The 23538-nt window shown below is 66.3% G+C and carries 16 protein-coding genes and 2 pseudogenes; 5 read left to right on the top strand and 13 right to left on the bottom strand.

Going from position 1 to position 23538, the window contains the following annotated elements:
- Positions 1-802 precede the first annotated feature (802 nt).
- The gene (locus IPM60_05365) at positions 803-1054 is read left to right on the top strand and encodes a type II toxin-antitoxin system ParD family antitoxin (GenBank protein MBK8907334.1); all 252 of its coding nucleotides are present in this window, start codon (positions 803-805) and stop codon (positions 1052-1054) included.
- The gene (locus tag IPM60_05370; protein MBK8907335.1) at positions 1051-1338 is read left to right on the top strand and encodes a type II toxin-antitoxin system RelE/ParE family toxin; all 288 of its coding nucleotides are present in this window, start codon (positions 1051-1053) and stop codon (positions 1336-1338) included. Before IPM60_05365 ends, IPM60_05370 begins: the two co-directional genes overlap by 4 nt.
- Before the next feature lie 1158 nt (positions 1339-2496).
- Here the strand turns inward: IPM60_05370 and IPM60_05375 are convergent.
- The 7 genes and pseudogenes from IPM60_05375 to IPM60_05405 form a co-directional block, all read right to left on the bottom strand.
- Positions 2497-5238 carry a hypothetical protein gene (locus tag IPM60_05375; protein MBK8907336.1) on the bottom strand — a complete coding sequence of 914 codons (2742 nt, stop codon included), beginning with the start codon at positions 5236-5238 and terminating at the stop codon, positions 2497-2499.
- 128 nt (positions 5239-5366) lie between these two features.
- A complete protein-coding gene (locus IPM60_05380; protein MBK8907337.1) occupies positions 5367-6173 on the bottom strand; it encodes a response regulator transcription factor in 807 nt (268 codons plus the stop codon).
- A 470-nt stretch (positions 6174-6643) separates the two neighbouring features.
- Positions 6644-7066, bottom strand: coding sequence for a VOC family protein (locus tag IPM60_05385; protein MBK8907338.1), 423 nt, complete (start codon positions 7064-7066; stop codon positions 6644-6646).
- 17 nt (positions 7067-7083) lie between these two features.
- Entirely contained in the window at positions 7084-7548 is a 465-nt protein-coding gene (locus tag IPM60_05390) for an SRPBCC family protein (protein MBK8907339.1), read from the bottom strand.
- Between the two features lie 22 nt (positions 7549-7570).
- Positions 7571-8575, bottom strand: coding sequence for a dihydroorotate dehydrogenase-like protein (locus tag IPM60_05395; protein ID MBK8907340.1), 1005 nt, complete (start codon positions 8573-8575; stop codon positions 7571-7573).
- Positions 8576-8616: 41 nt separating this feature from the next.
- Positions 8617-12170 (bottom strand): annotated as a pseudogene (gene nifJ / locus IPM60_05400) (pyruvate:ferredoxin (flavodoxin) oxidoreductase).
- Positions 12167-13907: pseudogene (locus IPM60_05405) on the bottom strand (NAD(P)-binding protein). Before IPM60_05405 ends, nifJ begins: the two co-directional pseudogenes overlap by 4 nt.
- Positions 13908-14317: 410 nt before the next feature.
- On the opposite strand from IPM60_05405, the gene IPM60_05410 reads away from it, so the two are divergent.
- A complete protein-coding gene (locus IPM60_05410; GenBank protein MBK8907341.1) occupies positions 14318-15019 on the top strand; it encodes an NnrU family protein in 702 nt (233 codons plus the stop codon).
- On the opposite strand, the gene IPM60_05415 is transcribed toward IPM60_05410, so the two are convergent.
- On the bottom strand, positions 14983-16251 hold the full coding sequence (locus IPM60_05415; GenBank protein MBK8907342.1) for an adenylate/guanylate cyclase domain-containing protein: 1269 nt from the start codon (positions 16249-16251) through the stop codon (positions 14983-14985). The genes IPM60_05410 and IPM60_05415 overlap by 37 nt on opposite strands.
- 197 nt (positions 16252-16448) lie before the next feature.
- Between IPM60_05415 and IPM60_05420 the strand changes: the two genes are divergently transcribed.
- Together IPM60_05420 and IPM60_05425 are read left to right on the top strand one after the other, a co-directional pair.
- A complete protein-coding gene (locus tag IPM60_05420; protein ID MBK8907343.1) occupies positions 16449-17267 on the top strand; it encodes a tellurite resistance TerB family protein in 819 nt (272 codons plus the stop codon).
- A gap of 46 nt (positions 17268-17313) precedes the next feature.
- Entirely contained in the window at positions 17314-17487 is a 174-nt protein-coding gene (locus IPM60_05425) for a hypothetical protein (protein MBK8907344.1), read from the top strand.
- A 351-nt stretch (positions 17488-17838) separates the two neighbouring features.
- Here the strand turns inward: IPM60_05425 and IPM60_05430 are convergent, their stop codons facing one another.
- From IPM60_05430 to IPM60_05450, 5 genes are all read right to left on the bottom strand, one after another.
- Positions 17839-18072, bottom strand: a complete 234-nt coding sequence (locus IPM60_05430) for a hypothetical protein (protein MBK8907345.1) — start codon at positions 18070-18072, stop codon at positions 17839-17841.
- 175 nt (positions 18073-18247) lie between these two features.
- Complete coding sequence (secA, locus tag IPM60_05435; protein MBK8907346.1) at positions 18248-20986, bottom strand: preprotein translocase subunit SecA; 2739 nt, start codon at positions 20984-20986, stop codon at positions 18248-18250.
- A 138-nt stretch (positions 20987-21124) separates the two neighbouring features.
- A protein-coding gene (prfB, locus tag IPM60_05440; protein MBK8907347.1) for a peptide chain release factor 2 occupies positions 21125-22256 on the bottom strand; the annotation gives its coding sequence in 2 pieces (ribosomal slippage) (positions 21125-22186 and positions 22188-22256; 1131 coding nt in all).
- Positions 22257-22347: 91 nt separating this feature from the next.
- The gene (locus tag IPM60_05445; protein ID MBK8907348.1) at positions 22348-22977 is read right to left on the bottom strand and encodes a DUF3306 domain-containing protein; all 630 of its coding nucleotides are present in this window, start codon (positions 22975-22977) and stop codon (positions 22348-22350) included.
- A complete protein-coding gene (locus tag IPM60_05450) occupies positions 22967-23494 on the bottom strand; it encodes a DUF3305 domain-containing protein (GenBank protein ID MBK8907349.1) in 528 nt (175 codons plus the stop codon). The genes IPM60_05445 and IPM60_05450 overlap by 11 nt, the downstream gene beginning before the upstream one ends.
- Between the last annotated feature and the right edge of the window lie 44 nt (positions 23495-23538).

Raw genomic sequence — 23538 nt, forward strand, 5'->3', positions numbered from 1 at the left:
ACGCCGGGGGCCGTTTCTATGGGGCGTCTCGCGAAACGTCGCCCCGATGTCCGCGAGCCTCCCGACACCGGCATCCCCGGACGCCATCCTGAGGCACGGCGCTCTCTTGGGCGAGCACGAGGCGGCGCGCTCCGCCGCGGACGAGGCTTGTTGCGCCACCGCCGTCCCTCTCGGGTTCCGACGCGATCGCAGCCGGCTGTGTCGCGATTGTGGCGGTTTTGCACAAGCCCTCTCCAGGCTAACCCGCTGAAATCAATAGGAATGTGTCCGATTCAGGTGTGAGCCTGCACAAAGAATGTATGCGGATGTATGCGGATGTATGCAAAACCAAAGCTAAGCCTTTGAAGTTACTTGGTTCTCGCGCCGGTTGAAGTACGATGCACCATGCGCAACTAACGTTAGAACACCAGCGGCGGGATGGTCCGGAACCTTAAGAGAACATAGCTCCCTGCGCCGCGGCCGTCAAGAACGCAGCGAATCCTGCCAGCCGCGGCGCGGCGCCGTCTGCCGCCTCGGCCGCAGTCACCATGCCGGTTCCACCTCCTCGCGATGACAGGTCGTAGAAAGCAAGACGTCGAAGACCTCCCGGCGGGCGAACCCGGCTTGAAAACATACGTCGGAATACGCCTCCGGCTATTCCGACCTACGCAGTTCTGGCTGAAGCGCGTTACACCGGAGTCTACCTGTTGAGGCCCACGACAATCCTATGTATGGGAAAGCGGCGAAAGGGCGCGGCAAGATCCGGCCGTCTTTATTGACAAGGTTTGCCGAATTCTGTCAGCGTAGGGCAGGAGGTGGCATCATGGCGACGATGAACGTGTCCCTGCCCGATCCCATGAAGGACTGGGTGGAAGCGCAGACGAAATCCGGGCGCTACAGCAACACGAGCGATTATGTGCGCGATCTGATCCGGCGGGATCAGGAGCGGGCGAGCAAACTGGCCGAGCTGCAAAAACTCCTTACCGAAGGACTGGAAAGCGGCGTCAGCGACCGGACGATTGACGATGTACTCAGGGCCGCGCGTCAACAAGCAAAAGCCGCGCGGAGTCCATGAGCTACAAAACAACCCGGAAAGCCGATCAGGATATCATCGACGTTTACGTGTACGGGGCGGGAGCGTTCGGCGTCGAACAGGCCGAACGCTACCTTGAAGGCATGGTTTCTGTTTTCGAGTTGCTGGGCGAAAACCCCTATCTCGCCCGCGAACGCTCCGAATTCGACCCGCCTGTACGCGTGCACCCCTATCGGTCCCATACGATCGCCTACATCGTCCGGGATGGCGGAATCCTGATTATCCGCGTCCTGCACGGGCGGCAGGACTGGGAGCGGAATCTGTGATGAAAATCGGTTACGCCCGCGTCTCTATGGATGAGCAATGCCTCGATCTGCAATGGCACGCCCTTGAGGCGCAGACCAACAGCCGCGGCTGGACGTTCAACGATAGGAACAATGGCCGCTCGTGATCCGGGGGGATTGCTCGTAGTTCGTACCGGCCGGTCAGGATTATCATCGGAGAGAAGGCAAGAACGCAGCCTTGTTTCACTTGAAGTGTTGAATCAAACGACGCTCCCTCGGAGGAAACGGGAGTTGTCCTCGGCTGTTCCGGAGGAGAGCGTACCTCCTTCTCAGCCTGGCATCGTGCGCTTCGGTCCCGACTTACGCTTCGCGCCGGATCCTGCCAGCCGCGGCGCGGCGCTGGCTGCCGGTTATCCGAGGCGGCGGATGCCGGAGCGGGAGGGGGCCCAGCGTCCCGCTCCCAGATAGAAGGCCTCGCCCATTATCTCCTCGCGCCCGAAGGCTTCCCTGATCTCGCGCGGGGTCAATGCGTTGAAGGTTCCGGCGCCGTCGACGGCGTCGCCGGTGAGGTAGGTGTCCTCCGGCCGCCGTGCGAGCCACAGCACAACGTTGACCCGACCGAAGGTCACCGGCTGGGGCCCGCCGTCGCCGACCTCGATGACGGCGCCGCGCACCACCTCGCCCAACAAATCCACGTCGCGGATGGCGGTGCGGAGCCCCGCCCGGATATTGAGGTTGGCTCCGAACACGATTTTGGCGGTGGCGCCGGGCCCGCCCTCCGGCGGCGCCAGCAACGACGTCAGGGCGAGCGCATTGACCGGCGCCCGGTCGCTGCCGTGGAAGACGGTGTCGAAGTCGTCGCCGAATAGCGGATCGCCGGCGAGCGACTCGTAGGCGACCTCCAGCGCCCGGCTGGCGCCGCCGCCGAGCCGCGTCCAAGCGGCGGAGACATAGGTGCGAAAGGCGGCGCTGTCCTGATCGACTGCGATCTGGTAGGTCGCCCGCCGCGCGAGTTCGTTCTCCACGATCAGCCCGGTGGTCCGCCGTTCCGATGGCGACGCGTGCGCGGCCGCCGTGGTGTCGAAGTTGGACTGCGCCGCGTTGTTGTGGACAACGATCTCGTTGCGACTGGGATCGCGGGGATCGACATGGCAGCGGTCGATCTCGACGCGGATGCAGTAGTGCTCGACCTCGACGCGATCAATGTAGGTGTGCTCCGGGCAGTACCACTTGAGGCGGAACTCGCGGGTCTGCTGTTTGGGGATGGTCTGCGCCGGCGCTGCCGGCAGGACCCTGATGGCGCCGCCAACGGTGGTGGTGAAAGCCTTGGTGTAGACTTCGATCCTCACGTTCTCCGCATCGACGGTGCCGCCGTTGCGGACCCGCGCGACGATGGTGTGCCAAGTGCCCCTTGGCGATGACGTTGTTGCCGGCGGGCCCTTCCAGGTCGATGTCGGGGCTCTTCCAGTCGGGCGGACCGGGAGGTTTGCGCCCCGGCGCCGGGCTGATCTGCAACTCGGCGCGATGGGCGCGGACGTAGTCCACCCGCACCCGCAGCGCATTCCCATCGGCTGGCTCGACCTGGTCGTAGACGAGGCGGAAATCATGCTGGCGTTCCGGGTCGGTGACGTCCGTCTCGGAATAGTCGGTGTTGGCGTTGAACAGCACCGGCCCGTCGCCGTCGGCGTCGGTGGGCAGCAGCAGGATGTCGGGCCGCGCGATCGGATCGACGCCGTCGCCCACCACATCGCTGCCGACGAGCATCTGCGAGGTCGGGTAGTACCGGTTGAGCCCGTTGTCGCCGACCTGGGCGGCGCCCTGCATACGACGGTATTCAAAGTAGTAGTTTCGCCCCGGCCGGATGCGGATCTCGATCCCGGCGCGGCGCCCCGGCGGCGGTCCGGCCCGCAACAAGGTTTCCGCCGCCTGCAGGGTCACGGTGCGCGACGTCGGCGTCGCGCCGAAGTCGATGCTCTCGATCCACGCCGGATCGATCCAGCCGAGACGCATGCGGTTGGGAAGCGAGAAGTGCGGCAGCCACCAGTCGTTGCCCATCAGGTCAAGCGCGCCGACGAGGCGCGCGTCCACCGTCTCGCCGTAGTCGCCGTTGTTGTAGAGGTCGCCGCAGCCGAGGGTGTGGCCGAGTTCGTGGCAGAGGATGTTGGTGAAGCTCTTGGTCAAGCCGCTGGGGTCGGGCGGCTGGCCGGTCTGGTACGCGGTCGGCATGAACACGCACGGCTTGGCGACGATCGTCGTCCATGTCGGGCCCTTCCAGTGGAAGTTGACGCCCTGCCACGCCTGCGGCCAACAGAACCGGGCACGGAGCACCCGGTCGCCGACCTTGACCACGTCCTCCGAGGCGTTCTGGATCACGAACACCACCGCATCGATCTTGGGCAGCACGGTCGCGGCAGTGCCGGCGTCGATCAGCATGTCGCAGTAGGCGCCGGCAATTTCGTGTCGGCCGTCGGGTTTGACCTTCCATCCGCCGAACGGGTTGGGGGTGATCTTGTCTGTGTCGTCGTTCTCGAACAGGTCCCCCCAACCGCTTTGCATGGCGACGACGCCGGAGATGCCGCTGTCGGCGAGGGCGATGGTGGTGCCGGCAAGGGATGAGCCGCCGACGGCGGTGTTGCGGAAGGAGACCTCCTCGAAGTAGCGCTGGGCCGTCGCGCCGCCGCCGACCAGGCGTCCTTCCCAGGTCGGACGAGCAGTCGCCAGCGCTTCCTGGAATCCGCGATCCTTGGCCGCCACGAAGACGAAGGCGACACGCCAGGTGTCGGGCGCGGCGTGCTTGCGGATGTTCTCCGGTCCCGCCGGACCGCCGCCCCATGACGCAAGGGTGCGATACGGACCGGTGAAGGCGACCGGCGGACCCACATCGTCATCGGGCCAGTGACGGACGACGCGGAGCCTGGCGCGTCCGACGCGCTTGCCGTCGGCGATGCGGATCGCCGCCAGGGCGCGCTCGCCTGGAAACGGGCTCGCCACGACGCGAACCCGCCGCGCCCCGGTCGGCGTTGGAGGCGCGACGGCGGCGGAGACGATGCCGGCTTCGGGACCGTCTTCCAGATCGAGGAGAATGTCGCCCCAAGCGAGACCGCTTGCCCCGAGATCGACGTCGACGTTGGCGTAGCCGTTGGTGATGACGGGCCCGAGGGGGACGCCTAGCGTCACCGGGCCTTCTTCAAGATGCCATTCCAGCGGGTGCACGGCTGCGGCGGTGACCGCCAGCACCAAGCTGCCCCAGCGGGCGAGCGCCAGAACCGGCGCCCCCACATTTGCTGTGCCTGCACCGGGCGTCCCGGCGACGTCGACCTCGCTGAGCGTTCCCGTTACGTCACCGAGAATGACGCCGCTCCCGCCCGGCGCCAGCACCAGCGACGAAACGGAGCCGGCGACCCCGACCGGCGCGCCGACGACGCCGGAAACCAGATCGATCCGGACAAGTTCGTGAGCCCCGGGCAGACCCTGCAGCACAACCGCGGCGCCGGCCGCGTGGTTGACGACGATGGCCGACGCGGCTGCGGCCAGCTCCGCGACCACGGTGACACCGCCGGTGGCGAGGTCGACGGTCAGCAGCCGCGCATCCGCGCCGGCTTCCAGCACCAGCGCCGCGTTTCCGTCGGCGGCAAGGTCAGCCGCAACAAGCGGGCGGCCGAGGTCGGTAATAAGGGTCGCCGCGGCGCGGGAGGTCGTTTGCCGCGGGGCCTGCAGGATCGCTCCGGCAGCCTCCACCACGTAGAGGGACAGGCCGTCATCCGCCGGCAGAACCGCCACGGGATTCTGGTAGCCCTGGCCATGCGTGAGGATTCTGCGGTCCAGCAGCCGCACCGAGAGGATGCTGCCGTCGGTCGCGCCGAGCCAGAGCGCGTTGTCGTTGTCGCGGAAGCGGACACAGCCTTGGGCCGCGGTCCGGGCGAGGCTGATCGGCTGATGCATCGTTTCTCTCTCCCACCCCCTCCAACGCCGGCGGGACGCTGGCGAGGCGCAGGGCGTGAGAACGATTATCGCTAGCGCACCGGGAGGCCGCTAGCGGTCGCTGGATGGAGAAAGGGTGCAAAGAGGATCTAGATCTCCGTCCCCATCGTGCGCCGACCGAGAAACGACGGCGATCCATCGCCGCAGGCAAGCACGGACACGCCGAGCGACGGGCCCAACAAGCTGGTTTCTTGTTCCCGCATACAGGCTGCCACCTGGCGCCGCCGCTGCACCTTGAGCTTGCCAAGCAGATTGTGAACGTGGGATTTCACCGTCGCCAACTCTATGCCGAGGCTGCGGGCGATGTCCTTGTTGCTGAGCCCGGCGCAGATAAGGCTGATGACCTGTGATTCGCGCGCGGTGAGCACGGGCGCCGGTACCTGAATTTGCCGGCGGGCGACCAAAGCCAGTTCCGTGATGCGGCGGAGAAGCCCCCCGGCAACCGCTGCTGAGCACGTCTGCTCGCCGCGTGCGGCGCTGGCGATCGCAGCGGCCAGATCGGCGAGGGCCGTGTTTCCGGGCACGTAACCGTCGGCTCCTGCTTCCGCCCAGGCCATGACGTTTTCCTCCGTTTCGTCAAGGGCAAGCGCGACGATGCGCACGGCCGGCGCGCACGCGCGAACGTGACGAACAGCGCCGAGGCCGTCAGGAAGCGCCGCATCCAGCAACAGGATGTGCAGGGTGGCTTGCCGACAACGGGCCGCCACCTCGTGCAGGTCCGCGGCGAGCCCGGCAATGGACAGCATCGGGTCACGCCCGAGGACGTCGGCGAGGCCCTCCCGGAAGAATCGGACGTGCGAAGCGATCAATACGTTCAGGGGCGGCCGGAGACCGGGCTCCGGAGCCGGGCCCGCTGCTGCATCCATCGATGCTGCACCTGCCGCTGCTGCATCCATCGTGGTCTCCTCATTCTCCGCAAGCTCCGCTCCCCGAGGCGACGAGCATCGCCCCCGACGCGCAGGTGGCGCAGCGCGCGTTCCATTTTATTTTGATTTTGCAACGACGGTAGCACAACGCCCGCGGTAACGCACCCGGTCCAGTCGCGCGGTCGGCCCGGAGGACCGTCATCCCGACCCTTGTATGCGATCACCACTTCCGGCTCACCGACGTCTTGCGCCCGAAACCCGCCCGGCGACGACCGCCGCCGGCAAAAGGAGCGCGGACCCCTTCCGTCAAAGCATGCCTCGCGATGGCCAGGTCGTAGAAAGCAACGGCCTCGAGGACCTGTAGGCAGGCGAAACCGGCTTGAAAACATACGTCGGAATACGCCTCCGGCTATTCCGACCTACGCAGCTCTTACGCGATTGCAGCCGGATGTGCCGCACCGCCCTGTGGAAGTCGGTGCGCTCGCCATGGGCGTCGTGGCTCAGGCTTGCGCCTTCGCGCCCTCGTAGTTCAGCATCCAGGGGGTGCCGTAGCGGTCGGTGAACATGGCGAAGCGCTCGGCCCAGAACGTCTCGCCTGGCGCCATCGCCACGGCTTCCGCGTCCCTCGCCAGGGCGTCGTAGATGCGGTCGAACTCGGCCGGCGAGGACGGCGCGATGCTGACCCCGAAGCCTTGCGGCTTGCGGTACATCTCCCCGGGGCAGTCGGACGCCATGACGGTCGTGTCGCCGAGCCGGACGGCCATGTGCATGACGAGGTCGTCGCCGCCGGGCATGCGGCTCTCGGCGTCCGGCGCGTCGGCATTTCGCATCACGTGCACGATGGTCCCGCCGAGCGTCTCGGCGTAGTGGGTCATCGCTTCCAGGCAGTTGCCGTTGAAGAACAGGTAGATCGTCGGCTCCATGATCCCTCTCCCTGGTTTCAGAGCGTCCGCGCGAGCGCTTCAAGCTGGTCGGCGGCCTTGCCCCAGCCATCGTGAAAGCCCATGGCTTCGTGTTCGGCCTTCGCCTCGGCCGTCCAGTGCCGGGCGCGCGCCGTGTAGAGGGTCTTGCCGTTTCCGGCGTCCTCGAAGGTCACCTCGGCAACCATGAACGCGCGCTCCGAAGGACGCCAGCCGGGAAGGAAGGCGTCGGTGCTGACGAGGCGCTCGTTCGGAACGATTTCCAGGAACACGCCCGTGTTCGGGAACCGCTCGCCGTCGGGCCCGCGCATCAGGCAAGAGAACTCGCCGCCGGGCTTCAGGTCGATGTGCACGTCGCTGGCGCGCCACGGCTTCGGGCAGAACCACTGCTCCAGGAGGTGCGCGTCGGTCCAGCAGCGCCACAGCTTGTCGCGCGGCGCGTCGAGGACGCGGGTGAGGACCAGATCGCGATCCGCTTCGGTCACGGCAGGCGCAGTCCGTCCGGCGTCAAAGCATGTAGGGGCTCTTGTAGCTCTCCAGAATCTTGATGTAGTTGGCGCGCTCGAAGGCGGAGGGGTCGGCGACCTTTTGCTGGCTCATGGAGCCCTTCATCTGGGCGAGGGACGCGTAGTCGCGGCGCTCCATCCACTCGGACATGCCGTTGCAGAGGGTGCGGGCGTAGCCGGCGCCATTGCGGAGCAGCGCGGAGGTGGTCATGACCGCGTCGGCGCCCGCCAGCACGTACTTGAGCGCCTCGGTCGCCGTCTGCACGCCGCGGGTCGCCGCCAGCGACACCTTGACCCGGCCATGGAGGATGGCGATCCACATCAGCGGCAGGCGGATCTCGCTGGCGGTCGAGAGCTCCAGGCTCGGCGTCACCTCCAGCTCGTCCAGGTCATAGTCCGGCTGGTAGAAACGGTTGAACAGCACCAGGCCGTCGATCCCGGCGTCTTCCAGTCGCATCGCCATCTCGCCGATGGCGCTGAAGAACGGCACCATCTTGAGGGCGACGGGGATGCCGACGGCGCCTTTGACCTTGCGGGCGATCTCGACGTACTGGTCCTCGACGGCGCGGGCGGAGAGCGTGACATCCGCCGGAATGTAGAAGATGTTGAGCTCAAGGGCGTCGGCGCCGGCCTGCTCGATCTCCTTGGCGTAGTCGATCCAGCCTGCATCGGTGACGCCGTTGAGGCTGCCGATGATCGGAACGCTGCACGCCTCCTTGGCGCCGCGCACCAGTTCCAGATACTGATCGGGGCCGACGTGGTAGTCCTCGACATCCGGAAAATAGGTGAGCGCCTCGGGATAACTCTCGTTGCCGGACTCGTGCAGGTGGATGAAGGCGTCGTTTTCGCGGCGGATCTGCTCCTCGAACAGGGAGAACATGACGACGGCCGCGGCGCCGCCGTCTTCCAGGCGCTTGATGCCGTCGAGGCTGGACGACAGCGGCCCCGCCGAAGCGACGATCGGATGCTGTAACTCAAGCCCCATGTAGCGTGTGCGTAGATCCATGATCCCGTTTCCTCCTCGGTGTGCCGGCAGTCGTCTGTCGCCTAGCCGCCCATGCCGGCCATTTCTTCGTAGAGCTTCCATTTCTGATCGACGGCGCGCTGCGCCATCTCCATCAGCATCTTCGCTTCTTTCGGGTTGGTGCGGAGCAGCATGCGGTAGCGCAGTTCGTTCTCGGTGTAGTCCTTGAGCTTCATGGTCGGGCGCGGCGAGTCCAACGTGAACGGGTTTTCGCCGCCGGCGCGGATGGTGGGGTTGTAGCGGACCAGCGGCCAGTAGCCCGAGTGCACCGCCCGGCTCTGCTGATCGAGGCCGGGCTGCATGTTGATGCCGTGGGCGATGCAGTGGCTGTAGGCCAGGATCAGCGACGGTCCTGGATAGGCCTCGGCCTCGCGGAGCGCGTCGAGGGTCTGCTGCGGGTTGGCGCCCATGGCGATGCGCGCCACGTAGACGTTGCCGTAGGAGATGGCCTGCAACGCCAGGTCCTTCTTGCCCACGTGCTTGCCGGCGTTGGCGAACTTGGCGACCGCCCCCATCGGGGTCGACTTCGACATCTGGCCGCCGGTGTTGGAATACACCTCGGTATCCAGCACCAGGATGTTGACGTCGCGGCCGCTGGACAGCACGTGGTCGAGCCCGCCCGAGCCGATGTCATAGGCCCAGCCGTCGCCGCCGACGATCCAGACGCTGCGCCGCACCAACTGGTCGGCCACCGCCAGCAGGTGCTTGGCCCGCGGCTTGTCGACGGCCGGCCAGCTGCTTGAGCGCCGCCACCCGCTCGCGCTGCTGGCGGATCTGCGATCTCGGTGATCTGCTCGGCGCCGAGCATCTCCTCGACCAGTTCCTCGCCGATCTGGGCGGCCAGCGCCGCGCCAGCCGGTGCGCCTCCGCCAGGTGGGTGTCGGCGGCGAGGCGCATCCCGAAGCCGAACTCGGCATTGTCCTCGAACAGCGAGTTGGCCCACGCCGGACCGCGCCCGTCATGGTCCACTGCCCACGGGGTGGTCGGCAGGTTGCCGCCGTAGATCGAAGAGCAGCCGGTGGCGTTGGCGACCAGCAACCGGTCGCCGAACAACTGCGACAGCAGCTTGAGGTAGGGCGTCTCGCCGCAGCCGGCGCAGGCGCCGGAGAACTCGAACAGCGGCTCGAGGAACTGGACGCCGCGGACCGTGGAGAAATCCACCCGCGAGCGGTCGTTGTGGGGTAGCGTCTCGAAGAAGTCGACGTTCTGCTTCTCGGTCTCGAGCAGGTCGTCCTTCCACGCCATGTTGATGGCCTTCTTGCCGACCTCCTCCTTGCTCTTGGCCGGGCAGACCTCAACGCAGAGCGCGCAGCCGGTGCAGTCCTCGGCGTAGACCTGCAGGGTATAGCGGGTGTCGGGGAAACCGCGCATGTCGATCGGCGCCGACCGGAAGCCCGCCGGCGCGTCGTCCAGTTCGCCCTTGTCGTAGACCTTGGAGCGGATGACCGCGTGGGGACAGACGAAGCTGCAGTTGCCGCACTGGATGCAGATCTCCGGCTCCCAGACCGGCACGAACAGGGAGATGTTGCGCTTCTCCCACTTGGTGGTGCCGCTGGGGTAGGTGCCATCCACCGGCATGGCGCTGACCGGCAACTGGTCGCCCTGGCCGGCCATCATCATCGCCGTCACCTTCTGGACGAAATCCGGCGCGTTGTCGGGAACCGCCGCGCGCATTTCCAGGTTGCTGGTGGCGCGATCGGGCACCTCGACCTTGTGCAGGTTGGCGACGGTGTGGTCGACCGCCTCGAAGTTCTTGCGGACCACCTCCTCGCCCTTCTTGCCGTATGTCTTCTCGATCGACGCCTTGATGCGGGCGATGGCCTGGTCGCGCGGCAGCACGCCGGAAATGGCGAAGAAGCAGGTCTGCATGATGGTGTTGATGCGCGTGCCCATGCCGTTGTCGCGCGCCACCTTGCCGCCGTCGATGACGTAGAGGATGAGCTTCTTGGCGACGATCTCTTCCTGCACCGGGCGCGGGATCCGGTCCCAGACGTCGCCGGCGCCGTACGGGCTGTTGAACAGGAACGTGGCGCCGGGCGCCGCGTTCTCCAGGACGTCGACCCGCTCGATGAAATTGAATTGGTGACTGGCAACGAAGTTGGCGGCCTTGATGAGGTAGGTGGAGCGGATCGGCTCCTTGCCGAAGCGCACGTGGGAGACCGTCTGCGAGCCGGATTTCTTGGAATCATAGACGAAGTAGCCTTGCGCGTAGAACTCCGGATCCTCGCCGATGATCTTGATCGAGTTCTTGTTGGCGCCGACCGTGCCGTCCGCCCCGAGACCGTAGAACATCGCCCGCACCACGTCGTCGCCTTCGGTGCTGAAAGCGGAGTCCCAGTCGAGGCTGGTGTGGCTAACGTCGTCGATGATGCCGACGGTGAAGTGGTTTTTCGGCGCGTCCTTGGCGATCTCGTCGAGGACGGCCTTGACCATCGCCGGCGTGAACTCCTTAGAGGACAGGCCGTAGCGCCCGCCGATGATCCTCGGCATGGCGGCGGTCGGAAGCGTGCCGGCGGCGGCGGCCTCGCTCAGCGCGACGAGGATGTCCAGATAGAGCGGCTCGCCCACCCCGCCCGGCTCCTTGGTGCGGTCGAGGACGGCGATTGCTTTGGTCGTCGACGGGAGGGCCGCCAGGAAGTGTCCGACGGACAGCGGCTGGGACAGGCGAACCTGGATCACCCCGACCCTCTCGCCGCGCTGCGGCGAGGAATTCGACGGTCTCTCGCGCCGTTTCGGCGGCGGAGCCCATCACCACGATCACCCGCTCGGCGTCGGCGGCGCCGAAATAGTCGAACAGCTTGTAGTGGCGGCCGGTGAGCTTGCCGAACCTGTCCATCGCCTTTTCGACGATGCCCGGCACCCGCGCGTAGAACGGATTGACCGTCTCGCGGCCCTGAAAATAGACGTCCGGGTTCTGGGCGGTGCCGCGGATGAAGGGATTGTCCGGGTTGAGGGCGCGCCGCCGGTGGGCGAGCACCAGGTCGTCGTCGATCATCTCCCGCAGCACGTCGTCGGACAGCAGGTGGACCTTGTTGACCTCGTGGGAGGTGCGGAATCCGTCAAAGAAATGGATGAAGGGAATGCGGGACTCGAGGGTCGCGGCCTGGGCGATCAGCGCCATGTCGTGCGCTTCCTGCACCGAGTTCGACGCCAACTGCGCAAAACCCGTGGCGCGCACCGCCATCACGTCGGAATGGTCGCCGAAGATGGAGAGCCCTTGGGCCGCCAGCGACCGCGCCGCCACATGGAACACGCAGGCGGTCAACTCGCCCGCGATCTTGTACATGTTGGGGATCATCAGCATGAGCCCCTGGGAGGCGGTGAAAGTCGTGGTGAGCGCCCCGGCCTGGAGGGCGCCATGGACGGTGCCGGCGGCGCCCGCCTCGCTCTGCATCTCGACCACGTCGGGGATGTTGCCCCAGATGTTCTTGCGGCCTTCGCTCGACCATTGGTCGGCCAGCTCGGCCATCGTCGACGACGGCGTGATCGGGTAGATCGCGCACACTTCGTTGAGCCGATAGGCGACGTGGGCCGCCGCCTCGTTGCCGTCGATCGTGGTGACTTGCCGTTCCGTCATTTTGTCCTCCGCCTGAGCCCGCCCCGGACCGCGCGGTTGCGCGGCGCCGAAGGGCGCTTCCTCGTTTCCACGCACTCGCCGGGCGCACAGGGCCGAATTCTGGATCGGCCTGCCGCCGGTTCCGGGATCATGGAGATCGCGTGGCACGGGCACTGTTCAAAGCAGACCGCGCAGCCGGTGCAGAGCGTGTAGTCGTACTTATAGCGACGGCCGGGCCCGAGCTTGATGATGGCGTTCTCCGGGCAGGCGCCGTAGCAGCCGTCGCACTCGAAGCAGTTGCCGCACGACAGGCATCGCTTGGCCTCGTAGACCGCGTCCTTGTCGCTGAGGCCGCCGATCACCTCCTCGAAGCTCGAGATGCGGCGCTGGATGTCCAGATGCGGTTGCGGGCGCTGCGCCGCGTCGGTGTAGAACCACAGGTGCAGCTTCTCGAACGTCGCGATGTCCTGCTTCTTGGCCTTGGTGTAGGTCGTGTTGCGCAGCCAGGCGTCGATGTTGCGCGCCGCCTTCTTGCCGTGTCCGACGGCGATGGTGACGGTGCGTTCCGACGGCACCATGTCGCCGCCGGCGAACAGACCCGGACTGCCGGTCATCATCTGGTCGTTGACGATGACCACGCCATCGGCCTTGAACTGAACGCCGGGGACGCTTTGCAGGAAGCTGGTGTCGGCGTCCTGGCCCAGCGCCATGACCAGGTCGTCGGCCTCGATGGTCTCCAACTCGCCGGTCGGCTGCGGCCGGCCGTTCTCGTCGACCCGCATCACCTCTACAGTGAACCGGGTCTCCTCGATGGATTTGATGGTGCGGAGCCAGTGGATTTTGACCCCCTCCTCCAGCGCTTCGTCGGCCTCGAACTCGTGCGCCGGCATGTGTTCGCGGTCGCGGCGATAGATGATCATCGGCTCGTAGCCCGAGGCGCTTGGCGACGCGGGCGGCGTCCATGGCGGTGTTGCCGCCGCCGTAGATGGCGACGCGCCGGCCCAGTTTCGGGGCGTTGCCGCTTTCCACGTCCCTGAGGAAGCTGATGGCGTCGAGCATCTTGCCGGCGTCGCGGGCCGGGATATCGGTGCGCTTGCTGATGTGAGCGCCGACGGCGACGAACATCGCGTCGAAATCGCCTGGCCGCTTTTCGGCCAAGTCCTCGACCTTGTGGTTGAGGACGATCTTGACGCCCATCTGTTCAATACGTTTGATCTCGCCGTCGAGGATGTCGCGCGGAAGACGATAGGACGGGATGCCGAAATGCATCATGCCGCCGGCCAGCGGCCCAGCGTCGTGCATTTCCACCTCGTGGCCCATGAGGGCGAGATGATGCGCGGCCGACAGGCCGCTCGGGCCGGCGCCGACGATGAGGACACGCTTGCCGGTCGGCGGCGCCTGGAATCGCGGTGTCCAGCCTTCCTCCAGCGCTTTGTCGCCCAGGAAGCGTTCGACCGCGTGGATGCTGATCGTCTGGTCGAGGCGACCGCGGTTACAGCTGTCCTCGCAGGGATGATAGCAGACGCGGCCGTGCACCGCCGGCAGCGGGTTGTCCTGGAGGATCGTCTCCCAGGCTTCGCGGAAGCGGCCCTCCTGGCAATGGGCGAGCCACGCCTGGATATTCTCGCCGGCCGGGCAGGCGTTGTTGCACGGAGGGAGGAGGTCGAAATAGATCGGCCGTTGCACCCGCACCGGGCCGGTGCCGGACTTGCGACCCAGGTCCGGCGGCACCGTCAGATCGTTCCATTGCTCGCTCATTGCTGAACCTTCCTCCTCATGTCGTGTTGCCGCGGCGGGTCGGGCCTGCCGCTTCTGCTAACCCCATCCTCTTCCGGAGAGGCCTCATGCCAGCGTTCGCTCGATCCCTGCAACGGGCAAATGCCACGTCAGCCACCGACGTTTCCAGGTCTGGTCAGGGCGCCTCTGCCGGCGTCCCGAGAATACCGTTAGCATCAGGGTGCAGCCGGTTGCAAAGGCGAACGTCATCCATGCTGATGTGGACGCGGATCGTTCTTCGTTGTCGGGACCAAGGTACTCGGGAAACGGATGCTGGACAAGCGGATCGGTGCCTGCCTATGTGAATTCGCCGCGCAACCCTGCCATCTGCTTCCGGCATTGCGCACCCTAGGCAGACGGCGCAGACGCGCAGCAATGGAGAGGTTCAGTCCATGACGGGTTCACTCTGGCTCGCCGCCATCAGCGTCCTGGTCTTCGTCGCCAGCCACATCATCCTTTCCGCGCCGCCGGTGCGCGAGCCGCTCATCGCCCGCCTCGGCGCACGCGGCTTCCAGGGGGCCTACTCGGTGCTCTCTCTCCTGCTCATCGTCTGGGTGGTCATGGCCTACAATGACGCACCTTATGTCTCGGTGTGGCAGCCGCCGGTATGGATCCGGCATCTGGCGCTGACGCTGATGCTCTTCTCCTGCATTCTCGTCGTCGCCGGCATGACGACGCCGAGCCCCACTGCGGTGGCCGGCGCCGACGGCGGCAGCGGACTTGCCGGGCGCGGTCCGGTCGGGATGCAGAAGGTGACGCGTCATCCGATGATGTGGGGCGTGGCGATCTGGGGCGTGGCGCACCTGCTCGCCAACGGCGCCGCCGCGGACGTGTTGTTGTTCGGCGGCATGACGGTTCTGGCGCTGGCCGGCGCCTACGGCATCGACGTGAAGAAGCGCGCGAGTCTCGGAAGCGCGTGGACGGGCTTTGCGCAGAAGACATCGTTCGTGCCGTTCGCGGCGACCATCCAGCGCCGCAATCGGGTGAGCCTGGGGGAGATCGGCTGGTGGCGGCTCGCCCTCGGCGTCGCCCTCTACGCTGTCCTGCTGTGGGCTCATCAGTGGCTGTTCGGGGTGTCGCCCGTCGCGGTCTGAGGGAGGGTGAAAATCTCCATCGGCGCGCCGACGCCACGCAGCGCGTGCACCCCGCAGGAGGTCAGGCCGTCGGGGGCGACGCGAGCGACGGTCTCGGAGATCAGCACGGGCCGGTGGAGTTGCTTGCAGAGCGCCTCGATGCGCGCCGCTTCGTTGGCGGCGGCGCCAATCACCGAGAACTCCAGGCGCTGAAGGGTGCCGATGTTGCCATAGAGGACGTCCCCCAAGTGCAAGCCGATGCCGAAGCGGATCAACGGGCTGCCGGCCTCTTCGCGGCGGCGGTTGACGGTGGCGATGCGCAGCGCGGCGTCGCGCGCGGCGGAGATGGCTTGTTTGCAGGCGCGGATGTGGTGCGGGCAGCGCTCCGGACAGTCAGTGATCGTGCCGATCGGGAAGATGGCCAGCGCGGCATCGCCGATGAAGCGCAGCACCTCCCCCTCGTGGTCGAGGACGGCGCCGGCCATGCCTTCGAAGTAGTCGTTGAGCAGCCCCAGAAAGTCTCCGCGCGGCAGCCGATCGGCAAGGCGGGTCGAGCCACGCAAGTCCGAGAACCAGATCACTGCGTGGATGACCTCGCCGTCGCCGCGCTTGATCGAGCCTTGCAACACGCGGGCGCCGGCAAGTCGCCCGAGGTAGGTTTCGAGAATGGTCAGCGTGGTGCGGCGCAGCGCGTGCACCTCCAAGAGGCGCGAAAACACCGGCAGCATGTCGTTGATCATGCCGAGTTCGGCAGAGGAGAACCCTCCCGGTCGATCGGCGGCGATGGTCACGGCGTTGATGCGGCCGTCGGAAAAAACCAGCGGCATGGCGACGTAGTCGGTGGCGCCTTCCGCGCGCAGATCGGCGAGGATGGGGTAGTCGAGGGGCTCGCCGGGCACGTCGAGGCGCCGGCGGATGCCGCCCGCCCCTTCGAAGATCGCCGCGAACGGGCTGGTGAGGTAAGAATCCTGGGTGAGGATTTCGTACGGCGGCATGAACTCCTCGACGTTCTCTCGGCCGCGCACCCAGGTGTACGTGGTGCCCAGGAACTGCGGGTGAAGGATGCGGATGTTGACCCGCAGTCGGTAGAGCGGAATGCCGATGGTCACCATCTGCCGGCCGAACTCGCGGATCAAGTCCTTGGGATCCGTGATGTTCCACCCCTCGGTCAGCAGCCAGTCGACGAGGGGGTGGACATCCAGGGATGACGGCGGCGAAGGAACGCGCCGATCAATATCGGTTACGGCAGCCATGACGGCCCCCTGTTCGAGCACTCCTGAACCCGGACGAGTGTATAGATCCCGAAAGGGATGCCAAGCGCCGTCGCCGCCGCCGCCGCGAACGAAAACGCCCACGCATGCGTTTTCCGGTGGTGCGGGCCGACGAAGTGGCCGTAAGGTCGCGGCCAAGGTTCGCGGTGATACAAGGGCAACGGCCAGAGGAGATCAGGATGTTCGATGCGCGCAGTATTCTCGATCAGTTGACCGGGTCCGGCATGATGAAGAACAACCGGCTGGACCATGCGGTGGGGCCGAACGGCGTGCGCCGCAGCGGCGGCGGCCTTGGCGACCTGTTGGGCGGCATTCTCGCCGGCGCCGGTAGCGGTAGCGGCGGCAGCGGCGGCGGCGCGTTCGGCGGGCTCGCCGGGAAGGCCCAGGACATGCTCGGCCAAGGCGCCAATGCGGTTCGGAGGAACGATCCCGTCGCCGTCGGCGGGCTGGGAGCGTTGGCCGGCGCCGTACTCGGGGGCCGCGGCGGCATGCTCGGCGGCGGCGTGCTTGCGGTGCTCGGCAGCCTCGCCTACGCGGCGCTCAACAAGCAAAGCGCCGCCACCGCAACGCCCGAGGAAGTGCAACGCGACGCGCCCCTCGGGCTCCGCGAGCCGCAGAACAAGGCGGAGCAGGAGCGCTTGCAGGAAAATGCCCTGCTCGTGCTGCGCGCCATGATCAACGCCACCAAGGCGGATGGCACGGTCGATGCGGAAGAGGTGAGGAAGATCTCCGAGCATTTACGCCAGTCGGGGACCAACGGCGAAGCGCAGCAGTTCGTGATGAGCGAAATGGCGAAGCCGATGGATACGGACGGGATCGTCGCCGCGGTCGACAGCAAGGAACTGGCGGTGGAGATCTATGCGGCCTCGCTGCTCGCCATCGAGGTCGACACGCCGGCAGAGCGCGCGTACATCCAGGGCCTCGGCCAGCGCCTCGGCCTTAGTCCGGACGTGCTCGCAGAGGTCCACCGACAGTTGGGCGTTGAAGGGACGGCGTAGGCAATGACAAGCGCGGCAGGTCGGCTGTAGACGGGGAGGAACGCCGGTGGCGGTGGCGGTGGCGGTGGCGTCGCGCCTTCGCCAGCGCCAACTTGGCGTGGGGTTCGGCTTCGCGTGGGGGTTCGGCTTCGCGTGGGGGTTCGGCTTCGCGTGGGGGTTCGGCTTCGACAGAGTAACGCCAGTCGATGCGCCCAGGGCGATCCGTGAACACGGCGGCTGAACCGGCGATCCGCAGTCACGACTTGGCAGTCACGCAGCTCTGCCAGAGCCAGGTAGAAGCAGTCGTAGGCCGGGTGTGCGAGAGCGACTGCCATATGGGTCGCCATGCTCGACAGAACTTCGTGCGCGACGCGCTCAGCGAACAGCATTGGCGCTATCTCTGCGATAATGTCTGTTTGCCGCTCGGTGCGTTCGCCCAGGCGCCACAGCCGCCAAGCCGCATTGCAAAGCTCCGCAACCACCAGATCCGGGGCAGCCAAGGTCTCGCCACTGCTCAACAAGTGCACCGCGTCGTCGCTTCCCGGCTCATCCACGAACATCTTGAGAGCCACGGAGGCATCAATGACCAGCGTCACTGCTCGTCACGGATGGCCCGAATCACATCTTCCGCCATCGTTCGATGATGGGTGGCGGTGAGGGCGCGACAGTGAGCCAAATCTGCAAGCAAGTCATCTTGGCTCGGCTTGCGAGCCGCAGTCAGGATTTCCCGCAGTTCTTGTTCCAGCGAAGCTCCCTTCGCTGAAGCGCGTTTTTTGAGCGAAGCAACCACTTTGTCGCTCAGATTCCGGACGATGACCTGCGCCATGACCGATCCGCACTGTTGATAGCATCATGATATCATCATCGCCGCGGAGCTCGAGCCGTTCGTCGCCGGCAGGACGGCGTCTCCTGGCTCAAGATCTTGCGCTGCGAGGCGCAGCTTTACGGAAGCGCAACGAATCCGGACTGCCGCGACAGAGAGCAGGCGACCCGGGAGGCGCTCACACCAACTGGCCGTGGCAGTGTTTGTATTTTTCGCCGGAGCCGCACGGGCAGGTTGCGTTGCGGGAGACACGGCCCCACGTCGCCGGATCGCGCGGGTCCGCGTCGTCGGTCGCCTGGCGCGAGCGGACAGGGGCGGCGGTGACCGCCGCCTCGCCGGCGCCGGGCCCTTCCTGTTCCGATTGCAGGGCGGGATCGCGGCGGGTTTCGTGCATCTCGCGCTGCTGCAATCGCCGCTCCTGGTTTCGCGCCTCGGCCAGTTCTTCATCGCCCGGCAGGCGCAACTCGACGTGGGAAAGCACCAGGGTCACCCGTTCGCGCAAGCGCTCCAGCATGGCCTCGAACAGCTCGAAGGCTTCCCTCTTGTACTCATTGAGCGGATCGCGCTGGGCGTAGGCGCGGAGCCCGATGCCCTGACGCAAGTGATCGAGATTGAGCAGGTGCTCCTTCCAGATCTGGTCGAGGATCTGAAGCAGCAGGCTCTTTTCGACCATGCGCATGACGTCGACGCCGTAGTTGGCCGCCTTCTCCGCCATGCGGCGATCGGCGGCCGCTTGGAGGCGTTCGCGGATCTCGGCATCGGCGATGCCTTCTTCCTGCGCCCACTCGGCGAGCGGCAGGTCCATGCCGAAGATGCGCAGCACCTCGGCATGCAGGCCCGCCATGTTCCATTGCTCGGCATAGGCCTTCTCTGGGATGAATCGCGACACCAAGTCGTCGATCAGTTGATGCCGATAATGCGCCACCTCGTCCGCCACGTCGTCCGCGGTCATCATCTCCCGGCGCTGCTCGTAGATGACCTTGCGCTGGTCGTTCATGACGTTGTCGAACTTGAGGAGGTTCTTGCGGATGTCGAAGTTGCGCGCCTCGACCTTCTGCTGAGCCTTCTCGAGCGCCTTGTTGACCCACGAGTGGACGATCGCCTCGCCCTCTTCGAGACCCAACTTTTTCAGCATGCCGTCGATGCGCTCCGAGCCGAAGATGCGCATCAGGTCGTCTTCCAGCGACAGGTAGAACTTGGAAGTGCCGGGGTCGCCCTGACGGCCGGAACGGCCGCGCAACTGGTTGTCGATGCGGCGGCTCTCATGTCGCTCGGTGCCGATGATGTAGAGGCCGCCGGCGGCGATCACCTTCTGCTTGTCGGCTTCGACCTCGGCACGGACGCGGGCGATGCCGGCGGTATCGGCCGGGTCGTTGATCTCCTGGCGGATGCGCATATCCGGATTGCCGCCGAGCTGGATGTCGGTGCCGCGGCCTGCCATGTTGGTGGCGATGGTCACCGCGCCCGAACCGCCGGCCTGGGAGATGATCGAGGCTTCCTGCTCATGGTAGCGGGCGTTGAGGACGCTATGCGCAATCTTTTTCTTCTTCAGCAGCGCCGCCAGGTGCTCGGACTTCTCGATCGACGTGGTGCCGACGAGGCACGGCTGGCCGCGTGACTTGCAGTCCTCGATGGTGGCGACGATGGCGTCGTACTTTTCGGCGGCGGTGCGATAGACCTCGTCGTCGTGGTCGATGCGGACGCACGCAACGTTGGTCGGCATGTCGACGACTTCGAGGTTGTAGATCTCCTGGAACTCTCCGGCCTCCGTCATCGCGGTGCCGGTCATGCCGGCGAGCTTCGGGTAATTGCGGAAATAGTTCTGGAAGGTGATCGAGGCGAGGGTCTGGTTCTCTTGCTGGATGGCTACGCCTTCCTTGGCCTCGAGTGCCTGATGCAGCCCCTCGGAGTAGCGGCGGCCTTCCATCATGCGACCGGTGAATTCGTCGATGATCACCACCCGGCCGTCCTTGACGATGTAATCGGTGTCGTGGCTGAACAGCTTGTGGGCGCGAAGAGCCTGGTTGGCGTGATGGACGAGGGAGACGTTGTGCAGGTCGTAGAGGCCGCCCTCGGTGAGCATGCCAGCCTCGCGCAGCAACTCCTCCATCCGCTCCATGCCGGTCTCGGTGAAGGAGACGGCGCGCGCCTTCTCGTCCTTCTCGAAGTCGTCGTCGACGAGACGGGGGATCAGGCGGTCGATGCGGGTGTAGAGCTCCGACGAATCCTCGGCAGGCCCGGAGATGATCAGCGGCGTTCGCGCCTCGTCGATGAGGATCGAATCCACCTCGTCGACGATGGCGAAGTTGAACGGCCGCTGGACCATGTCCTCCAGGCGGAATTTCATGTTGTCGCGGAGGTAGTCGAAACCGAACTCGTTGTTGGTGCCGTAGGTGACGTCGCAGGCGTACTCCCGCTGGCGTTCCTGATCGCTCAGGCCATGCACGATGCAGCCGACGGTGAGGTCGAGAAACTTGTAGATGGCGCCCATCCACTCGGCGTCGCGGCGGGCGAGATAGTCGTTGACCGTCACCACGTGCACGCCCTTGCTCTCCAGCGCGTTCAGATAGACGGCCAGCGTCGCGACGAGGGTCTTGCCTTCGCCGGTCTTCATCTCGGCGATCTGGCCGCGGTGGAGCACGATGCCGCCCAGCAGCTGAACGTCGAAGTGACGCTGGCCGAGAGTGCGCTTGGCCGCCTCGCGGACGGTGGCGAAGGCCTCGACGAGCAGGTTGTCGATCGTCGCGCCCTCGGCGATGCGGCGCCGGAACACCCAGGTTCGGTCGCGCAGATCTTCGTCCGACAGCGCCTCAAGCTCGGGCTCGAGGGCGTTGATGGCGGCGACGTTCTTGTGGAGTCCCTTCAGGTAACGCTCGTTGGCGGTGCCGAACATCCGCCGGGCGATGGCGCCAAACATCAACACTCCTCAGGGCATGAAAAGAGCGGCGCAGGGCGGAAGCCCTCAATCCGCGGACTCTCCAGAGATAGAACGAGGGCCTTGGCGTGTCAACGCGGGCTCCGGGAGCCTCTGCGCGCATGAAGGCCGCTCGGCCGGTCAAGCATTGCCGGATGCGGACTGGCGACTGCCGTCTCCGGCGCGGAGGGCCAACGCGGCAGAGAGGAAGTCGTCGATGTCGCCGTCGAGGACCGCCTGGGTGTTGGAGGTCTCGACGGCGGTGCGGAGATCCTTGACCATCTGGTAAGGCTGCAGCACGTACGATCGGATCTGGTGGCCCCAGCCGATGTCGCTCTTGGAGTCGTACTGGGCCTGGGCGGCGGCCTCGCGCTTGCGCATCTCCAGCTCGTAGAGGCGGGCGCGCAGCATCTTCATCGCGGCGGCGCGGTTCTTGTGCTGGGAGCGGTCGTTCTGGCACTGCACGACGATGCCGGTCGGCAGATGGGTCATGCGCACGGCGCTGTCGGTCTTGTTGACGTGCTGCCCACCGGCCCCGGCGGCCCGGTAGGTGTCGATGCGGAGGTCCTTGTCCAGCACCTCGATGTCGACGGTGTCGTCGATGACCGGATAGACGCCGACCGAGGCGAAGCTGGTATGGCGGCGGGCGCCGGAGTCGAACGGCGAGATGCGCACCAGGCGATGCACGCCGCTTTCGGTCCTCAGCCAACCGTAGGCATCGGCGCCGTTGACGCGGAACGTCGCCGACTTGATGCCGGCTTCCTCACCCGGGCTCTCCTCGATCCACTCGGCCTTGAAACGGCGACGCTCCGCCCAGCGCAGGTACATGCGCGAGAGCATCTCCGCCCAGTCCTGGGCCTCGGTGCCGCCGGCGCCGGCATGGACCTCGACGAAGCAATCATTGCCATCCGCCTCGCCGGACAGGAGGGAGCGGATTTCGGCGTGACCGATGTCGCGTCCGAGCCGGTTCAAGGCAGCCTCGGCCTCGGCGACGACGGCCGCGTCGCCTTCGGCCTCGCCGAGCTCGATCAGCTCCAGGTTTTCGGCAAGCTCGCGCTCGAGCGTGTCCAGATCACCGATGCGCTGTTCCAAGCGGGTCCGCTCGCGCATGATAGCTTGCGCGCGCTCGGGATCCTCCCAGAGGTTGGGATCTTCGGCTTCGGCGTTCAGTTCCTCGAGGCGCCGAGCTGAGGCATCGTAGTCAAAGATGCCTCCTCAGCCGCTTCAGTGCCGCACGGGCCTCCTCTGCAACGGCTTCGATCTCTGCGCTCATCATCCAGGTCCGATGTGTCTTCCGATTCCAGCTGTTTAGCGACCGATCGGCAATCCTGCAAGGCAAACCGGGCCCAGCGAGCCGGCGCCGGTCAGGCAAGCCGGTCGGTCTGGTCGGGAGCTTCGCCCTCGCCGTTTCCCTGATCTACCGATCCCGACTCCGATGCGCCGGCAACGGTCTCGGCCTCCGCTTCCACGCTCGGCTCCGTCTCTTTGGGGCCGACCGCTTCGGCGTCCGAAAGATAACCCTTCCCCACCCGATAGGCGGTTCGCACCACCTCCGTGACCATGCCGACCCGGCGGTAGTCCTCGTCGTAGTCGTTGAGGCCGTCCAGGTTGGCTAGCACCGGGTCGGAGCGCCACAACAGTCGCAGCGCCTGGCGGCGGATTTCCTCCGGCACGTGCGCCTGCAGGAACACCCGGTAGTCCGAAGCGGCGTCCAGGCTCTCGAGACTGGGCAGGTCGGGCGGTGCGGCGGGCGGTGCGGCAGGCGGAGCGGCGGGCGGTGCGGCGGGCGGTGCGGCGGGATGTGTCGCCGGATCCGCCATGGCCAGGTTGGGCGGCGGACCCGGCCCTTCGCCGGTCGCCGGCGGCGGTCGAGACGCCGTCGCGGTGCCGTCCTTGGATGCGCCTTCGCGCTCTTCCAGTCCGGCCCGCTTCAACCGGGACCATCGGGACAATCCGCTTTCGGCGCCGCCGCGCCGGCGGTGGCTATCGGGCATGGCGCCCTCCGCCGAGAAACGATCCGGACTTTGGCTTCTGCTTGCGCTTGACGAAAGGCTCGTCCACGTGATGTCGGTCGAGGAACGCCTGGACCCACGCCGCTACCGGCGGCGGCATACGCACCGCGTCTACCGTCTCCTCGCCGCTGTCGAGATAATCCTGCGCCTCGAACGGACACGCCGTGACCAGAAATGGCTCGACTCCCCGTCCCTCCCCGGGTTCGTCCCGCCCGTGTTCTATTTGCATGGCGTCATTCCGATCGTCATTGCGCGGACGCAGGACAACGTACAGCAGCGGTTCGGGCGCCGACAGGTTCTGGCGGTAGCCGGCGGTGCCGCTTCGATGCAAAGTCAACTCCAGGTGACCGGCGTAGTAGCGCGTCCAACCGGATCCCGTTTCGAGAATACACCCCGGCTCTGCAGAGCCGCTGCCGGGGATGACGGCAATGGTCCGCCACGTCTCCCCCGTCCACCGGCTCAGCGCGCTTCGCTTCTCGACGACGACGCCAATGGTCATGGACGCCGAAGTGGCAGTCCCGGGTCGTCCAGCTTCGGCGTTCA

The organism is Rhodospirillales bacterium, from assembly GCA_016710335.1.
Taxonomy (GTDB): Bacteria; Pseudomonadota; Alphaproteobacteria; order Rhodospirillales; family Defluviicoccaceae; genus JADJXQ01.